Annotated in this window: 24 protein-coding genes and 1 riboswitch; of the genes, 4 read left to right on the top strand and 20 right to left on the bottom strand. The window is 32.9% G+C overall.

Annotation, left to right across the window (positions count from 1 at the left end; all coding sequences use genetic code 11):
• Positions 1-80: 80 nt before the first annotated feature.
• From cshA to ACSUE0_RS12635, 3 genes are all read right to left on the bottom strand, one after another.
• The gene (gene cshA / locus ACSUE0_RS12645; RefSeq protein WP_107555878.1) at positions 81-1607 is read right to left on the bottom strand and encodes a degradosome RNA helicase CshA; all 1527 of its coding nucleotides are present in this window, start codon (positions 1605-1607) and stop codon (positions 81-83) included.
• A 566-nt stretch (positions 1608-2173) separates the two neighbouring features.
• Positions 2174-3529 (bottom strand): UDP-N-acetylmuramoyl-tripeptide--D-alanyl-D-alanine ligase, encoded by a 1356-nt coding sequence (locus tag ACSUE0_RS12640; RefSeq protein WP_436957606.1) that lies wholly within the window; start codon positions 3527-3529, stop codon positions 2174-2176.
• 12 nt (positions 3530-3541) lie between these two features.
• A complete protein-coding gene (locus ACSUE0_RS12635) occupies positions 3542-4612 on the bottom strand; it encodes a D-alanine--D-alanine ligase (protein WP_436957604.1) in 1071 nt (356 codons plus the stop codon).
• Between the two features lie 251 nt (positions 4613-4863).
• Here ACSUE0_RS12635 and ACSUE0_RS12630 point away from each other — a divergent pair, with 251 nt between their 5' ends.
• Entirely contained in the window at positions 4864-6069 is a 1206-nt protein-coding gene (locus ACSUE0_RS12630; RefSeq protein WP_119614005.1) for an FtsW/RodA/SpoVE family cell cycle protein, read from the top strand.
• Positions 6070-6439: 370 nt separating this feature from the next.
• On the opposite strand, the gene ACSUE0_RS12625 is transcribed toward ACSUE0_RS12630, so the two are convergent.
• From ACSUE0_RS12625 to csoR, 3 genes are all read right to left on the bottom strand, one after another.
• Positions 6440-6580: an Lmo0850 family protein gene (locus tag ACSUE0_RS12625; protein ID WP_017722111.1), complete on the bottom strand. Its 141-nt coding sequence runs from the start codon at positions 6578-6580 to the stop codon at positions 6440-6442.
• A gap of 208 nt (positions 6581-6788) precedes the next feature.
• Positions 6789-6992 (bottom strand): putative copper chaperone CsoZ, encoded by a 204-nt coding sequence (gene csoZ / locus ACSUE0_RS12620; protein WP_119614006.1) that lies wholly within the window; start codon positions 6990-6992, stop codon positions 6789-6791.
• A 14-nt stretch (positions 6993-7006) separates the two neighbouring features.
• Positions 7007-7300 (bottom strand): copper-sensing transcriptional repressor CsoR, encoded by a 294-nt coding sequence (gene csoR / locus ACSUE0_RS12615; RefSeq protein WP_107530630.1) that lies wholly within the window; start codon positions 7298-7300, stop codon positions 7007-7009.
• A gap of 142 nt (positions 7301-7442) precedes the next feature.
• Between csoR and cls the strand changes: the two genes are divergently transcribed.
• Together cls and ACSUE0_RS12605 are read left to right on the top strand one after the other, a co-directional pair.
• Complete coding sequence (cls, locus tag ACSUE0_RS12610) at positions 7443-8927, top strand: cardiolipin synthase (protein WP_119614007.1); 1485 nt, start codon at positions 7443-7445, stop codon at positions 8925-8927.
• A gap of 104 nt (positions 8928-9031) precedes the next feature.
• Complete coding sequence (locus ACSUE0_RS12605) at positions 9032-9679, top strand: HD domain-containing protein (protein WP_436957601.1); 648 nt, start codon at positions 9032-9034, stop codon at positions 9677-9679.
• A 101-nt stretch (positions 9680-9780) separates the two neighbouring features.
• On the opposite strand, the gene yidC is transcribed toward ACSUE0_RS12605, so the two are convergent.
• From yidC to ACSUE0_RS12570, 7 genes are all read right to left on the bottom strand, one after another.
• Entirely contained in the window at positions 9781-10650 is an 870-nt protein-coding gene (yidC, locus tag ACSUE0_RS12600; protein WP_119614009.1) for a membrane protein insertase YidC, read from the bottom strand.
• 87 nt (positions 10651-10737) lie between these two features.
• The gene (gene thiE, locus ACSUE0_RS12595) at positions 10738-11376 is read right to left on the bottom strand and encodes a thiamine phosphate synthase (protein ID WP_119614010.1); all 639 of its coding nucleotides are present in this window, start codon (positions 11374-11376) and stop codon (positions 10738-10740) included.
• 2 nt (positions 11377-11378) lie between these two features.
• Positions 11379-12167, bottom strand: a complete 789-nt coding sequence (gene thiM / locus ACSUE0_RS12590) for a hydroxyethylthiazole kinase (protein WP_119614011.1) — start codon at positions 12165-12167, stop codon at positions 11379-11381.
• A complete protein-coding gene (thiD, locus tag ACSUE0_RS12585) occupies positions 12160-12981 on the bottom strand; it encodes a bifunctional hydroxymethylpyrimidine kinase/phosphomethylpyrimidine kinase (protein ID WP_119614012.1) in 822 nt (273 codons plus the stop codon). The genes thiM and thiD overlap by 8 nt, the downstream gene beginning before the upstream one ends.
• A gap of 1 nt (position 12982) precedes the next feature.
• Positions 12983-13663 (bottom strand): thiaminase II, encoded by a 681-nt coding sequence (gene tenA, locus ACSUE0_RS12580; protein ID WP_436957598.1) that lies wholly within the window; start codon positions 13661-13663, stop codon positions 12983-12985.
• A gap of 75 nt (positions 13664-13738) precedes the next feature.
• Positions 13739-13837, bottom strand: a riboswitch (TPP riboswitch).
• Between the two features lie 263 nt (positions 13838-14100).
• Positions 14101-14790, bottom strand: coding sequence for a transglycosylase family protein (locus tag ACSUE0_RS12575; protein WP_436957596.1), 690 nt, complete (start codon positions 14788-14790; stop codon positions 14101-14103).
• Between the two features lie 420 nt (positions 14791-15210).
• Positions 15211-15630: a single-stranded DNA-binding protein gene (locus tag ACSUE0_RS12570; protein ID WP_119614015.1), complete on the bottom strand. Its 420-nt coding sequence runs from the start codon at positions 15628-15630 to the stop codon at positions 15211-15213.
• Positions 15631-15820: 190 nt separating this feature from the next.
• Between ACSUE0_RS12570 and ACSUE0_RS12565 the strand changes: the two genes are divergently transcribed.
• Positions 15821-16261 (top strand): YwpF-like family protein, encoded by a 441-nt coding sequence (locus ACSUE0_RS12565; RefSeq protein ID WP_017722099.1) that lies wholly within the window; start codon positions 15821-15823, stop codon positions 16259-16261.
• 49 nt (positions 16262-16310) lie between these two features.
• Here ACSUE0_RS12565 and fabZ read toward each other — a convergent pair whose 3' ends face one another.
• The 7 genes from fabZ to atpA form a co-directional block, all read right to left on the bottom strand.
• Entirely contained in the window at positions 16311-16748 is a 438-nt protein-coding gene (gene fabZ / locus ACSUE0_RS12560) for a 3-hydroxyacyl-ACP dehydratase FabZ (RefSeq protein ID WP_017722098.1), read from the bottom strand.
• A 57-nt stretch (positions 16749-16805) separates the two neighbouring features.
• Positions 16806-18071, bottom strand: coding sequence for a UDP-N-acetylglucosamine 1-carboxyvinyltransferase (gene murA, locus ACSUE0_RS12555; RefSeq protein ID WP_119614016.1), 1266 nt, complete (start codon positions 18069-18071; stop codon positions 16806-16808).
• A 107-nt stretch (positions 18072-18178) separates the two neighbouring features.
• Complete coding sequence (locus ACSUE0_RS12550; protein ID WP_017722096.1) at positions 18179-18412, bottom strand: DUF1146 family protein; 234 nt, start codon at positions 18410-18412, stop codon at positions 18179-18181.
• 347 nt (positions 18413-18759) lie between these two features.
• Positions 18760-19164: a F0F1 ATP synthase subunit epsilon gene (locus ACSUE0_RS12545; RefSeq protein WP_119614807.1), complete on the bottom strand. Its 405-nt coding sequence runs from the start codon at positions 19162-19164 to the stop codon at positions 18760-18762.
• Positions 19165-19183: 19 nt separating this feature from the next.
• A complete protein-coding gene (gene atpD, locus ACSUE0_RS12540; protein WP_017722094.1) occupies positions 19184-20596 on the bottom strand; it encodes a F0F1 ATP synthase subunit beta in 1413 nt (470 codons plus the stop codon).
• 20 nt (positions 20597-20616) lie between these two features.
• Entirely contained in the window at positions 20617-21483 is an 867-nt protein-coding gene (atpG, locus tag ACSUE0_RS12535; protein WP_017722093.1) for an ATP synthase F1 subunit gamma, read from the bottom strand.
• A 31-nt stretch (positions 21484-21514) separates the two neighbouring features.
• Positions 21515-23026, bottom strand: coding sequence for a F0F1 ATP synthase subunit alpha (gene atpA / locus ACSUE0_RS12530; RefSeq protein ID WP_119614806.1), 1512 nt, complete (start codon positions 23024-23026; stop codon positions 21515-21517).
• Positions 23027-23044: the final 18 nt, after the last annotated feature.

The raw sequence follows: 23044 nt of genomic DNA, 5'->3' as shown, positions 1-23044 counted from the left end.
AATTTATGTTTACATACAAAAAAATCACCCCAAATAATCGGGGTGATTAAACCTAAATTTCATATATGATAAATTATTTTTTATTTTTTATGGTCAGCAAATGTGCGACCTTTCATTGATGATTTCTTATTGTTGTTTCTATCTGAAGAAGGTCTATCATTTTTCTTCTTGTTGTTGAATCCGCCTTTACCTGAACGACGATTTTTGTTATCGAATTTGCCACCGCCACGTTTGTGATTTCCACCACCACGTTTTGGTCCACCTTTACCTTGACGACCTTTGCCACGAGATAATGGTTTTTCAAATGTTAATTGAACATCAACATCATCATTAGATTCAACTAACTCTTGTAATAATGCAGCAACTAAATTCACATCATTATATTCTTCAATTAACTCAGTAGCAATACGTTGTAGTCTAGGTTCACTGTCTCTAGACATCCAGTTTTGAACTTTACCTTTAATGTCATTTTCACGAGCTTTAAGCACTTCTTTGCGATGAGGTGGTCTCAAAGCTGTCATTTGACGTTTGTTTGCTTGTTCAATTTGACGGATATAATCCATTTCAATTGGGTTAACAAATGTAATCGCTACACCTTTTTTACCAGCACGACCAGTACGTCCAATTCTGTGTGTATAACTTTCAGTATCTTGAGGGATATCGAAGTTATAAACATGGCTTACGCCTGAAATATCTAATCCTCTTGCTGCAACATCTGTTGCAACTAAAATGTCTAGTTGATCATTTTTGAATTTTTTTAACACTTCTAAACGTTTAGCTTGTGTAATATCACCATGTAAACCTTCAGCTTTGTACCCTTTTGAAATTAACGCACTTGTTAACTCATCAACACGACGTTTTGTACGACCGAATACGATAGCTAATTCTGGTTGGTGTACATCTAAAAAGCTTGTAAATGTATCGAATTTTTCTAATTCTTTTACAATAGTGTAAAATTCTTCGATTTGTGGATCAGAAGTTTCATTGTTCATTGTTTTAACAATGACAGGTGATTTCATGAATTGTTGTACTAATGTTTGGATTGCTTTAGGCATAGTTGCTGAGAACAACATAGTTTGACGTTGTTCAGCAGGTATTTTATCCATAATAAATTTCATGTCATCGATGAAGCCCATGTTCATCATTTCATCCGCTTCATCTAAAATTAACGTATGAATATCAGTTGTTTTTAATGTACGACGATTTAGGTGATCAATCACTCGGCCTGGTGTGCCTACTACGATTTGTGGTCCTTTTTTAAGCGCTTTGATTTGACGATCAATTGGCATACCGCCAAATACTGTAACTACTTGGACATTTTGTCCTTTAGAAAACGATTTAAGCGATTCAGCAACTTGCATTGCTAATTCTCTTGTTGGTGCAAGGATTAATGATTGAACACCTTCTTGGTCTGCCACTTTTTCAATTAATGGAATACCAAATGCACCTGTTTTACCTGTACCAGTCTGTGCTTGACCAAGAACATCTTTGCCTTCTAAGGCAAGAGGGATACTCTCTTTTTGTATAGGAGTGGCCTCATTGAACCCCATGGATTGTAGGGTTTCTGCCATCTTATCTGAGATCCCTAATTCTTTAAAATTTTGCAATATAATTCTCCTTTATTTATCTGTATTTCTATACATATATGTTCACTTAAGTTTCTTCAACTTCTTTATAGTACCACCTCAAGTATATAATCGCAATAAACCAAATTTGATTAAACAAGCTATATCCTATGTATTGATTGTCACTGTAGACACTATAAACCTTGCAAAACATAGGTTGTAAGCGTTTAATTATATTTTAAAACATGAGTTTTAACTTCTTAAAATTTTTTGTTAATTTATTTATTCGGTTAATTGTCAGATTATTATACTGTGAAAGCGGAACTACCTTTTAGTTTAAATATATATATTTAAACTTTTTATACCATTGGAATATTATAATAGTTCACTATAATAAATTTTAATAATGGATAATTGAATTAAAATTCCCCATTGTACATCGACTGCATATAGCGATATACAATAATCTTATGTGTTACCAGCATAGATAAGACCGAGACATTTTATGCCTCGGCCTTATGTATTTAGATATGTCTCATATATGATAATGAAATTTTAATAATATGATTAACCTTCATAATTACAACTACTATTTAATATTAACTAGCTTAAATTAATGATTCAACGACTTCTTCTAATTTCATGCCTCTTGAACCTTTTACTAAAACTTTGTCTTCTGATTGTACATATGTTTTTATAGTTTCAATAAACTTTTGCTTATTCTCAAAATGCTCCATATGATTTACATACTGATTACCTACATTACTTATATATTGTGACTCCTCACCAAATGTAAATAAGGTATCTATGTCTTTACCATTTAAATATTCTCCAACTTGTTCATGCATGATTCGACTGTTAGGACCTAACTCCAATACATCACCTAATACTAGTATTTTTCTACCATTCATCACTGCCAAAGTATCTATAGCCGCTTTCATACTAGTAGGACTTGCATTATAAGCGTCATTGATTACTAATGAATTATCTGAAGTGTGATATTGCTGCATTCTCATACCAGTCAATTGAACTTCACGTAAATTATTAAAAATTGTATCATAACTCAAATTCATCCTCTTGCCTACTGCAATTGCAATCGTAGCATTTTTCATATTATGTTCACCTAATATTGGAAGCTCAAATCGCTCTTCTTCGTTAATGGTAAATGAAATACCATCATTATTAATAGACTCAATTTGACTCACAAGTGAATTAGTTGAATGTTTACCTATACTAATTAAATCTATATTAGATAATTGATTTATATAAGGTTTTAATAACGGTTCATCACCATCATAGATAAATAAACCGCCTGGTTTTAGACCTAGTGTAATTTCAGATTTAGCTTTCGCAATACCTTCTCTAGAACCTAAATCTTGCATATGTGACTCACCAATATTAGTTATTACAGCAATATCAGGTTCTGCTAAATTTGATAAAAATTCAATTTCATGAAAACCTGACATACCCATTTCAAGGATTGATATTTCAGTATCTATATCCAATTCTAAAATTGTTAATGGCATACCAATTTCATTATTATAATTGCCTTGTGTCTTCTTAACTTTAAATTGTGGTTTTAGTACACTTTCAATCATATCTTTAGTAGTAGTTTTACCATTTGATCCTGTAACTGCAATAACTTGAGGATTCACAAACTCTAAATAAGCTTTTGCAAGTTGTTGTAGCGCTGTTAATGTATCTTCTACCCATATAATCGGGCCTTCAACATTTTCATCTAAAAGCGTATCTTTTTGATAAAATGAAGCACCTGCACCATCTCTTAATGCTTGTGCTACATATTGATGACCATCAACGTGTTCGCCTTTAAACGGAATAAATAAATTTTGGCTTTTAATATCGCGTGAATCAATAGAAACACCTTGTATACCTTGATCCATATATTCATTATCAATTTCACAAGGAATCCATTCTTGAATTTGTTCTAATGTTACCTCAATCATAATTTATCCGCCTCAATCAATTTTGTATTTATTTTGTTTTTTATCATTGTGTTTTTCCTTAGCTAATTCAATTAATTTTTTAATTAAATCTGCATAAGATACACCCATATTTTCCCATAGACTAGGATACATACTAAACGCAGTAAATCCTGGCATAGCATTAGTCTCATTTATAAAAATTTGATTATCTTCAGTAACAAAGAAATCGGCACGTAATAAGCCAGAACAATCAGTTGCTTTAAATGCTTCGACAGCCATATTTCTTAAAGTCATTTGAACTTCTTCTTCTAAATCAGCTGGTATTTCTAATCTAATCTTTCCATCTTTATATTTTGATTTGTAATCATAGAACGCAACGTCTTTAACGACTTCTCCAGGCCAAGTAGTTTCAGGATAATCATTACCCAATACAGCAACTTCAATTTCTCTAGCATCAATACCTTGTTCAATAACTAACTTACGGTCAAACTGAAATGCTTCTTCAATACCAACTTTTAATTCTTCTTCATTATTACATTTACTAATCCCTACACTGGATCCTAAGTTAGCTGGTTTAACAAACACTGGATATTCTAATTTATCATGTACCAATTTTAAGATATTACCTTCATATTTATGATACTCGCTTCTTAAAAAACTCACATATGGCAATTGAGGTAAGCCTCTGTGTGCAAAAAGTTGTTTCATTACTAATTTATCCATTGAGCTTGAGGCAGCTAAAACGCCATTCCCTACATACGGTATATCCAATACTTCAAACAAACCTTGGATTGTACCATCCTCACCATTTGGCCCATGTAATACAGGGAAAACTGCACTATAAGGATTTCCAGTACTACCTACGTTAAGCAACTGGGAAATTTCTCCCGCTTCAACTTCTGTTAAACGCAAAGTGTCTATATCATTTATAGTGTCTACGATATTTTCTTTCTTTTTCCATGCACCATCATTTGTTATGTAAATAATGTCCACTTGATATTGTGCTTTATCAATAGCGTTCAAAACATTCTGTGCTGTTAATATTGAAACATCGTGTTCTGCACTTTTTCCTCCGTATACGATACATACATTTTCTTTAGCCATATTTTAGCCTCCATATACAATTCTTAAACTACATCATATCACGATTTAATAATTTTTTGCATTTGTTTAGTAGTATTAAAAGCATTTATTTTCCAAAGATATCTCGAGTGTATTTTTAAAGTTTTGCAGTATTATAATAATTATAATTTTCTAAATAAAGCACCCTCATTCTAGCAAAATATGCTAAAGTTCGGTAAAATCTATATATAATACAAATCTAGAGAAATCTAAGTAGTTTAAAGGGGTAAGAAATGAGAATTTCACGTCAATTAAAAAATAACCATTGGATACGGCGGATTGACTGGGTTTTAATAGGTATCCTCGTATTATTAGCAATAATTAGTGTCACGATTATTAATTCAGCTATGGGCGGTGGCCAATACAGTGCCAACTTTAGCATACGACAGATTTTATATTACGTGTTGGGTGGTTTAATCGCATGTTTAATAATGCTCGTATCACCTAAGAAATTAATGAAATATACATACTTGTTATATTTTTTACTTTGTGCAGCTTTGTTTATACTCATTATTATTCCGGAAACACCTATCACTCCTATTATTAATGGAGCTAAAAGTTGGTATAAATTAGGGCCAATTAGTGTACAACCTTCAGAATTTATGAAAATTGTACTCATACTAGCACTTGCAAAATTAGTTTCTAGGCATAATCAATTTACCTTTAACAAATCATTAGAAACTGATTTTAAACTATTATTAAAAATTGCAGGCATTTCAGTTATCCCAATGGGCCTTATATTATTACAAAATGATTTAGGGACTACGTTGGTACTTTGTGCAATTATAGTAGGAGTTATTGTCGTAAGCGGTATTTCTTGGAAGATATTAGCGCCTGTATTTATTGCAGGAATCGTCTTAGCATCAAGCATTATTCTTTCAATCATTTACAAGCCTTCGCTAATTGAAAATAGTTTTGGTATCAAGACTTATCAAATGGGGCGTATTAATTCTTGGCTTGATCCTTACACATATAGTAGTGGTGATGGTTATCATTTAACTGAATCACTTAAAGCCATTGGTTCAGGACAACTATTTGGTAAAGGCTTTAATCATGGCGAAGTTTATATTCCAGAAAATCATACAGACTTTATATTTTCTGTTATCGGTGAAGAATTTGGATTTATTGGTTCTGTTATTTTAATATTAGTTTTCTTAGCCTTTATATTCCATTTAGTTAGGCTTGCTACGAAATTCGAATTACCCTTCAGTAAATTATTTATTATTGGGTATGCAACCCTTGTTTTATTCCATGTATTACAAAACATTGGCATGACTATTCAGTTATTACCAATAACAGGTATTCCATTACCGTTTATCAGTTACGGTGGTAGTTCGTTATGGAGTTTAATGTGCGGAATCGGTGTTATATTATCGTTTACTTATCATCAACCAAAACAATATTCAACAACAAAATCATTAACTAGATCAAAGAATTAGGTTTCATTAATATTGTCGCCATACAATGCTATGTAATTATATAATTTAAAAATTATAGCGAACAGAACGGTGAGGTAGATTACTATTGAAAAATTGTTTTTATGAAGTAGTGGTCATTTAATACTTCCCTAAGTAATGCTCACGTGTTAACTACTACAAACTATCAATTTACTCAACTACCTTACCGTATAGATGACAATTAGCGCTAAACAATATTGAGCCCCTAAAAGTTGGACAAAAATCTAACTTCTAGGGGCGCTTTTATGATTAAATATTATAAATATCAATTATAGGTAATTTTGTTTTATATAGTGAAAAATAAAAAAGCGACTAGAACCATTGGCTCCAATCGCTTCATTGGGTAACTTGACTATTTCAATTCGTTAGCGGTTTTCACAGTAGTTGGTAGAGTATGCATAACTTCTAATCGTGATTTGGTTTTCTTTATGTTTACCCCTAATGATGATAATAGTTTAACTACGTTTTGAATTTTTTCGTTATCTTTATTCATATCATCACCCCTATATCTCTAGCTTCTACTATATCTTACCCTTTTTGAATGAAAAATACCACATTATATTAAATTTTTTTTAATCACTTCAAAAAAATTGTAATTTTAATTGTATAATTCCATTTAAACTTTAGTTTTATATCGTTATTTTACATTTTATAACTATGCTGTAGGTATTTAAACTCAAATTGTAATATAATTCACTTTATTAGAATATTTGATATCCTAGATCGTAAATTTCTTTTTCTAAATTATTTAAACTCGCAGGTGTTTCAAAATTAATAAGTATTTCTCCTTTATCACTATCTATAGCAACATTGTATACACCTATAATATTCATTAATTGTTGTTTTACTTGATATTGTTGTTGTTCTGAATTAATACTTGAGACATGAATTACTTTTGATTGCATTTTTGTCACCCTATCTAATCCTTCATTAATTTTTGAAAAGTTACTAACAGTTCTTCCATCGCTTCCTCTTGTTGACCTTTTTCCACTTTATCCATGATGCAACTTTTCATATGATGGTCTAACAATTTAGTTGCTACACTATTAAGCGCAGAACGTGTCGCTCTAATTTGAGTAAGTACGTCATCACAATAAACATCTTCATCTATCATGCGGTTGATCGCTCGTACTTGTCCTTCAATTCTATTTAGTCTCGATTTCAAATTTGATTTTATTTGGTCTGAATGATGCGCTTTTTGTATTTCTGTCACTTTCTCAACACCTCCTACATATATCATCCATATCGTATACCCCTAATAGGTATTAGTCAAGTGATAAAACAGTATGAACATGTTACAATAATTAAGAATTTCACTAGTTAAAAATTAATTAATTGTATTTTGGAGGTTTAATATGATAGAAATATTTTCAATGTCACTCAATTATACCAATGTAGTGATTAACATTATTTTGATTACTGCATTTATATTAAACCTTATCTTTGCGTTTACAATTATTTTTATGGAACGAAGATCAGCTGGTTCGGTATGGGCTTGGCTCTTAGTCCTTGTATTAATACCCATCTTAGGTTTTATTATTTACCTATTTATTGGAAGACAAATCCAGCGCGATCACATCTTCTCCTTGGATGAAGATGATAAAATCGGTATTGAAATGATTGTAAGTGAACAACTAGAAGCCTTAAAGAATGATGATTTTTCTAAAGGCAATCATCAAATAGTGAAGTTTAAAGATATGGTTCAAATGTTGTTATATAATAATGCTGCTTTCTTAACAACAGATAATGAAATCAAAATTTTTACTGATGGCAAAGAAAAATTTGATTCTCTTCTTAAAGATATAGATGAAGCAACTGACTATATCCATATTCAATACTATATTTTTAGAAATGATTCGCTTGGAGAACGTATCCTGAACGCACTCGAGCAAAAGCTTGAACAAGGTGTTGAAGTTAAAATGCTTTATGATGATATGGGGTCTAGAGGTCTTTCACTGAAAGATTTTAAATCTTTCAGAAAAAATGGTGGCCAAGTAGAAGCGTTCTTCCCTTCTAAATTACCACTTATCAACCTTAGAATGAATAATCGAAACCATAGAAAAATTGTTATTATTGATGGCCACATTGGCTATGTGGGCGGTTTTAACGTGGGTGAAGAATATTTAGGCAAGAAGAAAAAATTTGGTTATTGGAGAGACACACACTTACGTATTGTTGGCGATGCTGTCAACGCCTTACAATTACGTTTCATGCTGGATTGGAACTCACAAGCTACACGTGATAATCTAAAATATGCTGACCGCTATTTCCCAGATGTAGATTCAGTAGGTACCATAGGTGTACAAATAGCATCTAGTGGCCCAGATGAAACCTGGGAACAAATTAAATATGGTTACTTAAAAATGATTGCTTCAGCAAAACAATCTATCCATATTCAATCTCCTTACTTTATTCCAGATCAATCATTTTTAGACGCAATAAAAATTGCAGCACTTGGTGGTGTTGATGTAAGTATTATGATTCCAAATAAACCTGATCATCCATTTGTATATTGGGCGACATACAATAACGTTGCTTCTTTATTAGATGCGGGTGTAAATATATTCCATTATAATAATGGATTCTTACATTCAAAAACATTAGTGATTGATGATGAAGTTGCAAGTGTAGGTACTACTAATATGGACCATCGAAGCTTTACGTTGAACTTTGAAATAAATGCCTTTATTTATGATACGCATATAGCTAAAGAATTAAGATTTGCTTTCGAAAAGGATTTAGAAGTATCTTATAGATTAACTAAAGAAATTTACGAACAGCGGAGCTTATGGATTAAATTTAAAGAAGGCATTTCTAGATTATTATCTCCAATATTATAGTATGCTTTGAGGTCTAAGATAACGTTTATGAGCTAAACTACTTAGACCTTTATTTTAAAAGCAACATTTATTCATCAATATACAACTTTAGAGGTGATTTTATTTTGAATCATACAGACATACTTAATCAAGCAAATGAGTACATGACTCAGTTTCATAAACATGATGCGACAGGGCATGACATTGCTCACGTTAATCGTGTTGTTAAAATGGCAACATACATCTCAGAACAAGAACAAGTAGGTGATTTGTTAACAATCCAACTAGCAAGCTTGTTACATGACACCGTTGATACAAAACTTACAAATACTCACAAAGCATTACAAAACTTGGAAGATTTTCTAACAAACTTACAATTAGCTCCCGAACAGCTACAATATATCTTATACATTATTGAACATATCAGTTATAAAAATGGCCAAAATAACCATGTAACATTATCTATTGAAGGCCAAATTGTACGGGATGCTGACAGATTAGACGCAATTGGTGCTATTGGTATTGCTAGGACTTTTCAATTTTCTGGTCATTTTAAAGAACCTATGTGGTTAGAACATGATACTAAGAATATTAACGAAGTCGATGCATCTTTTTATAGCGAATGGTCGCCCTCTGCTATTAAACATTTTTATGAAAAATTATTTAAACTTAAAGATTTAATGCACACAACAACTGCAAAACAAATCGCACAACAGCGTCATAAATACATGCAACAATTTGTTGAACAATTTTTTAATGAATGGTATTACTAGTTGTATCATCAATTTTAAGTAATCGAAAAGAATCCCGAGCTGAGTTAATTATCAGTTCGGGATTCTTTTTAAATCTATAATTTTAATTCTTGGTGCTTATTTTATTTCTTTTTGTTCTTCTTAGATACTACTTGTGTGTTTTTACCTTTAGCAGTTGATTCTGCTTTATTTTTCTCCATTGCTTCAATCATTGGTGCCACTTCTTTTTTAGCAAGTTTTGAATAATACATATTCGCTACTTGTGTTTGTACGATCAAGAATGCCGCACTGACTGACCAATATAAACCTAACGCAGATGCAGAACTCAATGAAATCCACACAATCATTATAGGTGAAATGACCATCATCATATAACCCATTTGACGTTGTTCATTTGGCATACTCTTACTTGAAACGTATGCTTGTAAGAAGTATAAAATACCTGCAATAATTGTAATCCAAATATCTGGTTTCGCTAAATTAAACCATAAGAAGTTAGGGTGTTCAGTGAAACCACCGCTCGAAGGGTATTTTAATACGAAGAATAATCCCATAATAATCGGCATTTGGATTAAGATTGGTAAACAACCTAGCATGCTCTTCATAGGGTTCATATCATATTTTTTATAAACTTCCATCATTTCTTGGTTTGCTGCCATCTTCTCTTCTTGCGTACGTGAACGTTTAACCTTTTCTTGAATAGCATCAATATCTGGTTTTGCAACCTTCATTTTCTCACGCATCATGTGACTGTTTTTATAGTTTGATAACATGAATGGCAATAATACTACACGAATTGCCAATACAAGTACTATGATAGCTAAACCATAGTCGTTATTAAAACTAGTTCCTAACCAATGTATAACTTTATCCATTGGCTCTACGAACGTATTATAGAAAAATCCATCTCTATTTCCAGGTTTTGAATAGTCACAGCCTGCCAAAAAGACCATTACACCTAATAATAAAGGGAGTAGCGCTTTCTTCTTCATTTTTCCACCTCTAATGATATATTCACATAGAATTTATTTTATCATATTAGGAGGGAAGTAGAAAACAAAAAAAGAAATTTTTATACTTTAATCAACATTTTGTAAAAATTGTCTCACTGTCTTACTTATATTATCACTTTTACTAATTGCAGAAATGATTGATACTCCATCTGCTCCAGCTTGGATTATTTCTTTGGTATTATTAACGGTAACTCCACCTATTGCAACGATTGGAAAACCCTCAATATAGCTTCTTAACTTAGGTATCATTTCAGGACCTACTGGTAAGTTTGCATCTTTTTTAGAATTAGTAGCATACATGGGGCCAACACCGATATAATCAACATAAGTTAAATCAGATTGCTGGTATTCATTAACATCACTAATGCTTAAACCAATAATTTTATTTTTAAATTTTTGTGCAAACTCCGTAACTTTCATATCATTTTGCCCTACATGAATTCCATCAGCGTTTATATTTTCAGCTAATGTTACATCATCATTTACAATAAAAGGTACATTATAAAAGTGACATAGTTCTAATAATTGTTGTGCCATTTCAACTTTATCATTCCCAGTTAAAGAACCATTACCCTTTTCTCTATATTGAAACATAGTGATACCTGACTCTAAGGCTTCTTTTACAACTTCTTTTATCGATTTTGATTCAGGTATGTCTTGTGTGCCGCATATAAAATAAACTTTCAAACTAGCTTTATCGAACATAATTACACCTCTTGTCTATTACTCAATTTTAAATAGTCATCGTATTTAATATGATAAAGTGCATTTAGTAATTCAATCATAAATGACCCAGGTCCGTTATTTTTTGAATTTTGTTCAGCATGTTCTGAAGCTATATTATAAATTGAAATAGATTCTATCAACATTTCCGTAGTCACTTTTTTATCTTTATTTAAAAAACTAGCTATAACTGCACCCAATAGACATCCTGCACCTGTTACTTTTGCAAGTAATGGTGACCCATTAGATAATTTATAAATTTTATTGTCCTGAATTACAATATCATTTTCTCCTGTTATGGCTATCGCTGTATTAAATTGATTATATGCATTTTTAGCAATAGTAATTGCATCCAAATCTTGGTCACTATCTGTCCCTTTCATTGTTGTGTCCGCATCCATCAATGCTAATACTTCTGATGCATTACCTTTGATTACGGCAACATCAATTTCTCTCAAGAAAGTCGCGCAAAAATCTTTTCTATATTGAGACGCTCCTACCGCTACAGGATCAAAAACAACGGGAGTCCCTATTTGATTTGCCGTTTTAGCAATCTTTAAAATATCTACTTCTCTTGATTTTGTCAGTGTACCAATATTTATTAGTAGTGCATTTGCATAAGTAAGCATATCAACCGCTTCTTCCGGTGCTTCGCTCATAGCTGGACTTGCACCTAAACTTAATAAGCCATTGGCTGTAAAATTCTTCACAACATCATTCGTGTAACAAATAACTAACGGATTATTTTCCCTTAATAGATTCAAGCTACTCATCATCTAAACCTACTTTCTTCATATATGCAAAATGGTTTACCGGCCCTCTACCCTGACCAATTTCAGGTGTGTATTTTATACTTAACGAAATAAAGGCTTTGGCTTTTTTTACCGCTTCATAAATTGATTTACCTTTGGCTAGTTCCGCTGTGATTACCGCTGAAAATGTACATCCTGTACCATGTGTATGTTTCGTTTCATAACGTGGCTCTTCAAAGGTATAAACATTATCCTTGGTGAATAAGTAGTCTTTAGCTCTATCTAAATCTTCTGCATGCCCACCTTTAATCACTACACCTTTACTACCAATTTCATTTATAAAAATTTTACCGGCTTTATAAATAGACGCTTCATCATCTATCGTCAATCCAGTGATTTCTTCTGCTTCAGGTAAATTAGGCGTTGCGACTGTAGCAAAAGGTAATAAAATATTTTGTAAATCCTTTTTAGCATCATCATCCATCAATGAATCTCCACTTTTTGCTAGCATAACTGGATCTATAACATATGGTATATCAGGATACGTTACTAAATACTCTTGAATAACTTTCATCATATCTTTTGATGCAATCATCCCTGTTTTAATTGCATGTGGTAACTCATCATCAAAAACACTGCTAAGTTGTTCAGATAACCATTGTGTTTCTAAATTGTGTATATGTTGTACACCTTTCGTATTTTGAGCTACAATACTCGTTATAGTGGCCATCCCGTACACGCCACAAGCATGAAAAGATTTTAAATCTGCCATAACGCCGGCGCCACCAGTTGGGTCAGTACCTGCAATGGTTAAAGCAATTTTTGGTTTTTTCATTCTATTCCCCTCCATATAACCAATCTTCTTCGATATATGACATATTAAAGAAATTACGTTCATGAATTGTACTTTGTAAAAAACACATTTTTATTTCATGCTTTTCATCCACAGTACATGCTTCAGTTAATTTATTCAATAATTTATCAAATACATCAACCAATTCATCCATTTCAGTGCTATAAAAATCGAACCATTTTGCTAATATCGAATCTTTATTTAATTGATTATCTTCTAAAGCACGTTGAGCAATCACTTGATAAACATAAGGACAGGGTGCCATAGCAGCAATCGTATATGCTGCATTTTCCTTTGCATACGCATTAAAATACATATGCTTAATGTAATGATCACCACTTGGTGGCCATACTTTTTCACTTACAATATCATCATAATTTTCTCCAATATATTCAGCTAATATTTCATGTGCTGCCACTTCACCATCAACAATAAACTGAATTTGTTCCACTAAAAATTTCACGTCTTCTAATTTATTCATTTTTGGAATAAGCAATGCATATATATTAGCAAATTCCTTTAGATACGATGCGTCGGCACGTAAATAAAATTTTGTTGCCTCAATAGGCAAATTACCGTTCAACATTTCTTGAATAAATGGATCATTATAAATATCATCTATAATATTTTGTGACTCTTTCTTTAACGTTTCTGAAAATAACAAATGATTTCCTCCTATAAATAAAAACTACATTCCAACTAGGAATGTAGTTAATTAATAGAAAGGTATAGCAATTTAACTATAATTAAACTACTTTCCTACGTTGGTATTAACCAAATCAGGTTGTAAGGGTCTGATGTAAATCATCTCAGCCAAAAGGCTCCCCTAGTAGATTTTTATATATTATATTTATCTAAAACATATCAAAGTATATCACCTATTGCAATAAAACAGTTTATATAAAACGAAGGGGTAAAATTATATTAAGTTAAAATGATTTCATTAGATTAATTTATCCCCTAGAAATATGACTATTTTATAAATTATATTAATCTTTAACTTTATACACTCCACTAGTGTGTTGTCTATACGCTAAAAAGCCCTCGACATATAGTTATGTCGAGGGCTTTAATAAGATACTTTATTTGGTTACTGTTAAATTATGCAGTTACCCATTGTGAAGCGCCAACTTCATCATATAATTTTTGCGCTGCAGCGTCTTGTACTGCTTCTGGTGCATTACCAGCTGGTTGACCTTGATATTGAGCTGGTGCTACTGAATCCCATGTGCTTTGTAAAAATTGGAACTTACCTGAAGCACCTGATGATGGGTTTGTAGCATGAATATCGCCACCTGATTCACGTTGTGCAATTTGTTGTAAGTGTGCATTTACACCTGATGAACCTTCTGAAGCTTCATTTGAACTAGAAGAAGGTTGTGAAGTTGCTTCTTGTTGTGGTTGTTGTGTTGTTTCTTCTTGAGGTGCTGCTTCTTGTGCTGGTTGCTCTGTAGCAGTTTGAGCTGGTTGAGCTTGCTCTTCTTGTGCATTATTATCTGTAGTTTGTTCTACTGACGTGTTTGATTCTTCGCTTGAACCTTCTCCGTAGCTCCAGCTAAAGTTTTCACCGTCTGAAGAAAAATTAAAATTTGTATTATTATATGTGAAATTAATGTCATACGCACCTTCTTGAACTGGTGCTTCGTTTAATGATTCTGGATTAGTTAGTGCTTGTTGCGCTAATTGAGCTTTGTCTACACCTTGTTCAGCAGCGTCAGCTGAATTTCCTGCTGCAAATCCTGTTACTCCGAGTCCTACTGCTAAAGTTGATGCGATTACTGTTTTTTTCATTGTAAAAAAGTCCTCCTATAAGGTAAATAAGTTATTTATGATTAATTTGCAAGTACAACTATAACATTCATAAAACCATAGTAGGTTACAGAGAAATGAAAAAATCTGTAGTTTTTTTACGATTAAATTACATATAAATATATTTTAAAATTAATTTTTTCTACTTAAATACTACTGTGAAGGTTTTCCAGAATATTTCATCGTTATATAGTATGTAATGTAATTGTAATTTATCTGATTATTCTGGATGATTAATGCCTATATTTCTTTCCTATTTCTCAAAACTCTTTATATTTAAAAAGCTATCCCTCTTTTTTACTTATATTAAGAGGAATAGCCTGAAGAAGTATAATTGATAGTAGGATTTAATGTATATAGATTTGGGTGGGTTAATTTTGAGGTTGGTTTAAATTGGGAGTATTATACAATTTCGTATATTTCATTATCTTGTAGACTTTTTTCTTTAGTTGAATTACAAACTTGATCTATAGGGAATATTTCATGAAATTCACTAATTTCATCTTTATTTCTCGGAGACATAAATTTAATCGTTTCAATAAAAAGTTCTGATATAAAATGCATCTGCCCTTCTTTTTCATATTTTCTTGATTGCATTTGACCAGTAATTCCCACAAGTGATCCTTTATTTAAATATAGTTCGATATTATTAGCTATTTTACCAATTGCCTTACAATATAGATAATCACAAATGGTATTTTGATCCTTATCTCTATAATTTCTTGTTATCGCTACACACATTGTAGCTAATTTATTCCCCTCCTTTTCATAAATTTTAGGGTCTTTGGTTAATCTCCCTACTATGACAATGTTGTTAATCATATGTCACCTCCTTTATAACTTTATACTAATCATTTTCAAATCACAGGTCAAAATACATTAATACTAGAATTTAAAAGTGAATTCACACTAAATTCTACAAAATTCACCTCTACTATTTAAAATTACGTTATAATGATTGTATAAATGAAATAATTGTAGAATTTAAATTTATTAAATGGATGTGAGGACGATGAAATCATTTAAAGCTGTTCGATTTCAAATCGTATCAGAAAGTGGTGGTGTCACTGAATACGAATTAGAAGATGGAGTTATAATCAATAAAGAAAATAGTGGTACTGGCTGGTTATTAGAAATTGTTATTTCAGATTTTCATTATGAAACAATGAAAACGTATATGGAAGATGAAACGTTATTAGATATACGAGTGGTTATTACACGCCCTGCAAATGATCCGGCACTTTTTGACGCAACTATAAAAAATATCAGTAAACTTGAACATTCTATTTCTGTCGTTTTTGAATGTCATATTTATACACTTAGACAAGTTTATGCAGAAAGCTTATTAGAACAATTAATTGATGAAGGATTAACTGGCGAAGAACTAAAAAAATCATTTAATCGAATGATGCAATCGAAACCACGTCTAAAAGATGAAAAAATAGAAAAATAGAAAAGCCTCAAGGCTGGTGTATGATACACCTAAACCTTGAGGCTTTTATTTATTTAGCTTGAATGGCAAACGTTAATTCACAACTACAAGCCAATTGACCATCTACTGTAGCCTTGGCATTACCTTTACCAATTGGTCCACGCATTTTAGTAATTTCAACTTCTAGTTTTAATGTATCACCAGGAGTTACTTGTTTCTTAAATCTACATTTATCTATACCTGCAAATAGTGCTAACTTTCCTTTATTTTCTTCACTATTTAAGATAGCTACTGCACCTGTTTGTGCCAGTGCTTCTGTTATCAATACACCAGGCATAACAGCGTAATCAGGGAAATGGCCTTGGAAAAATGGTTCATTACCAGAAACTTGTTTAATTGCGACGCAGCGTTCACCTGCTTCATATTCAACCACACGATCGATTAATAAAAAAGGTTGTCTATGTGGTATAATTTCTTTTATTTCATTGTAATCAAAAATTGTTTCCATTGTTTTCTTCCTCCAAATCTTCTTTCGTTGCAATTCATTAATTATTGTAGCAAGATTTTAATTGTCTATACGTCTAATATCTGCACCTAATGCGTTTAACTTACCATGCAAATCAACATAACCTCTATCTAAATGTTTTAATTCAGTAACTTGGGTTTTGCCATCTGCTACTAAACCAGCTAAAATCAATGCAGCTGCGGCACGTAAGTCGGTTGCTTTTACTTGTGCTCCTTGTAGCTGACTTTTACCTTCTATTTTAGCGCTTCTACCTTCAACTGTGATTTTAGCATTCATGCGCTTAAATTCGCCTACATGCATAAATCTATTTTCAAATACTGTTTCAGTAACCACTTTATGGCCTTCAGCTGTAAGTAATAAAGCCATCATTTGAGATTGCATGTCAGTAGGAAAACCAGGGTGAGGTAATGTTTTGATATCTACTGGTTTTAGTTCATCTTCAACTGTCACTCGAATCGCGTCATCTTGATAATCTAAATTGACACCCATTTCCTCTAATTTATATACTAAGCTTGTCATATGCTCTTTAATCGCACCATTAACTAAAACGTCACCACGAGTAATTGCACCAGCAATTAGCAATGTACCGGCTTCAATTCTATCAGGAATAATCGCATGTTCAACACCATGTAACTCATCTACGCCGTGTATAATAATTGTGTCTGTTCCTGCTCCAGTAACATTTCCTCCCATTTCATTTATGTAATTAGCTAAATCAACGATTTCAGGTTCACGAGCAACATTTTCTAATACTGTTTTACCATCTGCTAAAGATGCTGCCATGATTATATTTTGTGTAGCACCTACACTTGGAAAATCTAAATGGATTGTTGTTCCTTTTAAACCATTTTCAGTACTAGCATAAATAAAACCGCCATCCATATGAATGTCTGCGCCTAATTCTTGGAAACCTTTAATATGTTGTTCAATAGGTCTAGAACCAATCGCACACCCACCTGGTAAGGCAACTTTTGCATGACCTAAACGTGCCAATAAAGGGCCCATAACAAGAATACTTGCTCTCATTTTACTCACATATTCGTATGGTGCTTCTTCATTTAGTTGCTTTGTTGCATCGACTGTAACAGATTCTTCTTCTTTATTATAAGAAACGTCTGCATTTAACGTTGAAATAACATTATTAATTGTTTCTACATCACTTAATGCAGGCACATTCATAAGTTTGCTAACACCTTTTGATGCTAATAGAGAAGCAGTTAATACTGGTAATACAGCATTTTTTGCACCTGAAACTTTGACTTCACCAGTTAATCTACTTCCACCGTTGATTTCTATCATATCCATCTTAAATCCTCCACTTAACTACTTATATATTTCGTTTTAAATTTTTAACCATTAAGTACTTCTTATTAATTATATCTATAATTCAAAAAAATATACAAGCATTTGAATTATTGTGCCAAATATTTTATTTGTGTTGAAAATTGTAGTAAATCCACAATAAAATTACTTACAGCAGTACCTAATAAAATCGCTAAGAAAATCATGCAAATTTGAACTTGCATAGGGAATCCTTTTTTAAAAAACTGCTCTAACCTTACTGCGTTTAGTGCCCAATAAGCAATACAAATACAAATAACATGTAAGATGAGATGTACAATCGAAAATTGTCCTAAATATTCCATAAGTCATGCTCCTCGCTTTACACTGTCCATTTATTTTACATGAAAAACAAACGAAATGATACTTTTAGAACTGTACTATTTAAGATATTCTCACTGCTTATATGGTATCTTTTCCCCGTTTCAAATGTATTATTCATATTCTTTCCAAAGAAAGATAACTCATAAATCGCATAGTTCATTGTAACTATTATGTAAAAATAATATTGTCAATCAATGATTGTAAAATGAATAGTAATGACTATTTGATAGCAAAGCACAGTGTTTCACTAACAACATAAAAAAACTGTCGATAAAGCCAGTGACTTTATCAACAGTTTAAGACAACTTAAGAAACTTTAACGCATAATTTATTGTAAATTAGCAACACGAATACGGTTATTCGCACGATCTAAAGCACGTTTAGCTCTATTAATATCGCTACTATCTTCTTCATTATTCAAATGAGATTCTGCTTTAGATTTTGCTAATTCTGCTCTAGCAACATCTATTTCTTTCGCAGGTTCTGCAGTTTGTACAATAATTGATAATTTATCTTGTCTTACTTCAACAAAACCTTCACTCACTGCAATATATTCTGAACCACCGTCAAAATTTATTTTGACATAGCCAATTTCAAGTGCTGCAACAGTTGGAATATGTCCATACATGACACCAATCTCACCTGCAGTAGTTTGTAACACTGCAAGATTAACATCTTCTCGGTCGTAAACAGAACCATTAGGAGTGACAATATTTAGGCTTAATGTGTTCATTATCCATACCTCCTAATTTTTAAACTTCAACACCCATATCTTTAGCTTTGGCAACTACTTCTTCCATACTACCTACAAGACGGAATGCATCTTCTGGGATATGGTCATATTCACCATCTAAAATTGCTTTGAAGCCTTCTACAGTTTTTTGAACAGGTACGTATGATCCTTTTTGACCAGTAAATTGTTCAGCTACGTGGAAGTTTTGTGATAAGAAGAACTGAATACGACGTGCACGTTCAACTGTTTGTTTATCTTCTTCAGATAATTCATCCATACCTAAAATAGCAATGATATCTTGTAATTCTCTATATTTTTGTAATGTAGATTGTACATCACGCGCTATTTCATAATGATCTTGCCCAACGATTGTTGGGTCAAGTGCTCTTGATGTAGATGCTAATGGATCAACTGCTGGGTAAATACCCATTTCGGTTAATTTACGCTCTAAGTTTGTTGTTGCATCTAAGTGAGCAAATACTGCAGCTGGCGCTGGGTCAGTATAGTCATCCGCTGGTACGAATACTGCTTGAATAGAAGTAACCGAACCTTTAGTAGTTGATGTGATACGTTCTTGTAATTGTCCCATTTCAGTAGCAAGTGTTGGTTGATAACCAACTGCTGAAGGCATACGGCCTAACAACGCTGATACTTCTGAACCAGCTTGTGTAAATCTGAAAATGTTATCAATAAATAGTAAAACATCTTGGCCTTGTTCATCACGGAAATGTTCTGCCATTGTTAAACCAGATAATGCAACACGCATACGCGCACCAGGGGGCTCGTTCATTTGACCAAACACCATGGCAGTTTTCTTAATAACACCACTATCGCTCATTTCATAGTATAAGTCATTACCTTCACGTGTACGTTCACCTACACCAGCAAATACTGAAATACCACCATGTTCTTGAGCAATATTGTTAATTAATTCTTGAATTAATACCGTTTTACCTACGCCGGCTCCACCAAATAAACCGATTTTACCACCTTTAATATAAGGTGCAAGTAAATCAATTACTTTGATACCTGTTTCTAAAATTTCAACTTTTGTTGATAATTGGTCAAAAGCAGGTGATTCTCTATGAATTGGATCACGTTTAACGGAGCTTTCAAGTTTATCATCTAAATCAATTGTATCACCTAAAACGTTAAATACACGTCCAAGTGTAGCATCACCAACTGGCACGCTAATACTGCTACCACTATCTCGAACTTCTGTACCACGTTTAACACCATCAGTTGAATCCATTGCAATCGTACGAACTACATCGTCGCCTAATTGTAACGCGACTTCTAATGTAAGAGAAACAGTACCTTCGTCTCTTTCTACATCAAGTACTAAGGCATTGTTAATCTCTGGAACTTCATTGTGCTCAAAACGAACATCAATTACTGGACCCATAACTTGTGTTACACGGCCTAATCCCATGTTTTTTCCTCCTTTAATAATTATTCAAGCGCTACTGAACCACCAACGATTTCAGTAATTTGTTGAGTTATCGCTGCTTGTCTTGCTCTGTTATATTGTATTGATAAGTCATCAATAATATCTGACGCATTATCTGACGCATTTTTCATTGCAGTCATACGTGTAGCATGTTCACTTGCTTTTGCATCTAAAATTGTTCCATATATTAAACTTTCTACATATTGAGGTAAAATAACGCTTAATATAGCTTCTTTGTCTGGTTCAAACTCATATGAAGACATTTGACCATGTCCTAAACTAGAATCTTCAGGAGACAATGGAAGCACGGTTTTAGTTGAAGGCGTATTTTCTAATACACTAACGAAATGACTAAAATAAATTTTAACCTCATCAACAACTTCTTCGCTATACAAATCAATCGCTTTTTTAGCAATCGCCTGTACTTCTTTAAATGAAGGTTGATCTGGTACATCTATCAGCGATTCATGAATTTCATATCCCTTATTTTTAAGAAAATCCACACCTGTTTGTCCTAAGACTAGGATTGAGTATTCATCCTTACTAGCATGTTTACTCTCTATATCTTTCACTAGGTGTTTGAGTACATTTGCGTTATATGCACCTGCAAGGCCTTTATCACTAGTAATCACTAAGTAGCCGCTTTTCTTCACTTCACGTTGTTGTAACATTGGATGATGTGAATTTTTATCAGCACCAGCTACTGCAGTAATAGCATCTTGCATTTTTTCCATATAAGGTCTGAATTGTTTTGTATTACTTTCAGCACGACGCAATTTTGAACTTGATACCATGTTCATTGCTTTCGTAATCTGTTTCATTTTTTTGGTTGATTTTATACGTGTATCAATCTCTTTAAGAGATCCCATTATCTCACCACCTTTTATTTAACTTTAACTATTACGCTTCTGATTTACTAAAACTTTTTTTGAATTCATTAATTGCAGATTCAAACGCGTCATCTTTAGGAAGCGCACCTGAAGTTCTGATTTCATTTAATAATTCAGTCGCATTAGATTTAGCCCATTGATTTAACTCGTTTTCAAAACGTGTAATATCTTCAACAGGGATATCGTCTAAATAACCTTTAGTTAAAGCATAAATAATTAAAACTTGGTTTTCTACAGGTAGTGGTTTATTTTTATCTTGTTTCAAGATTTCAACCGTACGTTTACCACGCTCTAATTTTTGAGCAGTGAACTCATCTAAATCAGAACCAAACTGAGCGAATGACTCTAATTCACGATAAGACGCTAAATCTAAACGTAATGTACCGGCAACTTTTTTCATTGCTTTAATTTGAGCTGAACCACCAACACGTGATACGGATTGTCCTGCGTTAATTGCAGGTCTAACACCAGAGAAGAATAAATCTGATTGTAAGAAGATTTGTCCGTCAGTAATTGAGATTACGTTTGTTGGAACGTATGCTGCAATATCACCAGCTTGTGTTTCGATAATTGGTAAAGCAGTAATTGAGCCTCCACCTAAATCATCATTTAATTTGGCAGCTCTCTCAAGTAATCTACTGTGTAAGTAGAATACATCACCTGGATAAGCTTCACGGCCTGGCGGTCTACGCAATAATAATGATAATTCACGGTAAGCTGCAGCCTGTTTCGTTAAGTCATCATAAACAATTAATACATCTTTACCAGCAAACATGAATTCCTCAGCCATAGCAACACCAGCATATGGCGCTATGTAAAGCATTGGAGCTGGATCTGCTGCTGACGCAGATACGATAATTGTATAATCTAATGCGCCTTCTTGACGTAATTTTTCAACATTGGCACGAACTGTTGAATCTTTTTGTCCAATTGCAACATAGATACAGATTGTATCTTGGTCAGCTTGGTTTAAGATTGTATCGATTGCTACTGTTGTTTTACCAGTTTGACGGTCACCGATGATCAATTCACGTTGCCCACGACCAATTGGTACAAGCGCATCAATGGCTTTAATACCTGTTTGTAGTGGCTCGTCAACTGATTTACGATCCATTACACCAGTTGCTTTCTTCTCTACTGGGCGCGTTTTAGTAGTATTGATTGGGCCTTGCCCATCAATAGCTTGTCCTAATGGATTAACCACACGACCGATTAATTCATCACCTACAGGTACTTCCATAATACGTCCAGTACGTTTTACTTCGTCCCCTTCTTTGATATCAGCGTATGGCCCTAAAATAACGACACCTACATTTGATTCTTCTAAGTTTTGTGCTAAGCCTAGAACGCCACTTTTAAATTCTATTAGCTCACCAGCCATAACATCATTTAATCCATGGATTAAAGCGATGCCATCACCAATTTGTAGAACTGTACCTACATCAGTAACTGCCATTTCCGACTCATAATTTTCTATTTGTGAGCGAAGTAATGCACTGATTTCTTCAGCTTTAATGGCCATCTATGTCACTCCTTCTAT

The organism is Staphylococcus sp. AS1337, assembly GCF_051408735.1.
Taxonomy (GTDB): Bacteria; Bacillota; Bacilli; order Staphylococcales; family Staphylococcaceae; genus Staphylococcus; species Staphylococcus xylosus_B.
Note: the sequence above shows the minus strand (reverse complement) of the source record. Positions and strands in the feature narration are given on the sequence as shown.

What these genes read in the sequence shown, in the direction of transcription:
- ACSUE0_RS12640 (WP_436957606.1), bottom strand. Translation starts at nt 3,529, where the DNA reads ATGATTGAGGTAACATTAGAACAAATTCAAGAATGGATTCCTTGTGAA.
- ACSUE0_RS12635 (WP_436957604.1), bottom strand. Translation starts at nt 4,612, where the DNA reads ATGGCTAAAGAAAATGTATGTATCGTATACGGAGGAAAAAGTGCAGAA.
- ACSUE0_RS12630 (WP_119614005.1), top strand. Translation starts at nt 4,864, where the DNA reads ATGAGAATTTCACGTCAATTAAAAAATAACCATTGGATACGGCGGATT.
- ACSUE0_RS12625 (WP_017722111.1), bottom strand. Translation starts at nt 6,580, where the DNA reads ATGAATAAAGATAACGAAAAAATTCAAAACGTAGTTAAACTATTATCA.
- csoZ (WP_119614006.1), bottom strand. Translation starts at nt 6,992, where the DNA reads ATGCAATCAAAAGTAATTCATGTCTCAAGTATTAATTCAGAACAACAA.
- cls (WP_119614007.1), top strand. Translation starts at nt 7,443, where the DNA reads ATGATAGAAATATTTTCAATGTCACTCAATTATACCAATGTAGTGATT.
- yidC (WP_119614009.1), bottom strand. Translation starts at nt 10,650, where the DNA reads ATGAAGAAGAAAGCGCTACTCCCTTTATTATTAGGTGTAATGGTCTTT.
- thiE (WP_119614010.1), bottom strand. Translation starts at nt 11,376, where the DNA reads ATGTTCGATAAAGCTAGTTTGAAAGTTTATTTTATATGCGGCACACAA.
- thiM (WP_119614011.1), bottom strand. Translation starts at nt 12,167, where the DNA reads ATGAGTAGCTTGAATCTATTAAGGGAAAATAATCCGTTAGTTATTTGT.
- thiD (WP_119614012.1), bottom strand. Translation starts at nt 12,981, where the DNA reads ATGAAAAAACCAAAAATTGCTTTAACCATTGCAGGTACTGACCCAACT.
- ACSUE0_RS12575 (WP_436957596.1), bottom strand. Translation starts at nt 14,790, where the DNA reads ATGAAAAAAACAGTAATCGCATCAACTTTAGCAGTAGGACTCGGAGTA.
- ACSUE0_RS12570 (WP_119614015.1), bottom strand. Translation starts at nt 15,630, where the DNA reads ATGATTAACAACATTGTCATAGTAGGGAGATTAACCAAAGACCCTAAA.
- ACSUE0_RS12565 (WP_017722099.1), top strand. Translation starts at nt 15,821, where the DNA reads ATGAAATCATTTAAAGCTGTTCGATTTCAAATCGTATCAGAAAGTGGT.
- fabZ (WP_017722098.1), bottom strand. Translation starts at nt 16,748, where the DNA reads ATGGAAACAATTTTTGATTACAATGAAATAAAAGAAATTATACCACAT.
- murA (WP_119614016.1), bottom strand. Translation starts at nt 18,071, where the DNA reads ATGGATATGATAGAAATCAACGGTGGAAGTAGATTAACTGGTGAAGTC.
- ACSUE0_RS12550 (WP_017722096.1), bottom strand. Translation starts at nt 18,412, where the DNA reads ATGGAATATTTAGGACAATTTTCGATTGTACATCTCATCTTACATGTT.
- ACSUE0_RS12545 (WP_119614807.1), bottom strand. Translation starts at nt 19,164, where the DNA reads ATGAACACATTAAGCCTAAATATTGTCACTCCTAATGGTTCTGTTTAC.
- atpD (WP_017722094.1), bottom strand. Translation starts at nt 20,596, where the DNA reads ATGGGATTAGGCCGTGTAACACAAGTTATGGGTCCAGTAATTGATGTT.
- atpG (WP_017722093.1), bottom strand. Translation starts at nt 21,483, where the DNA reads ATGGGATCTCTTAAAGAGATTGATACACGTATAAAATCAACCAAAAAA.
- atpA (WP_119614806.1), bottom strand. Translation starts at nt 23,026, where the DNA reads ATGGCCATTAAAGCTGAAGAAATCAGTGCATTACTTCGCTCACAAATA.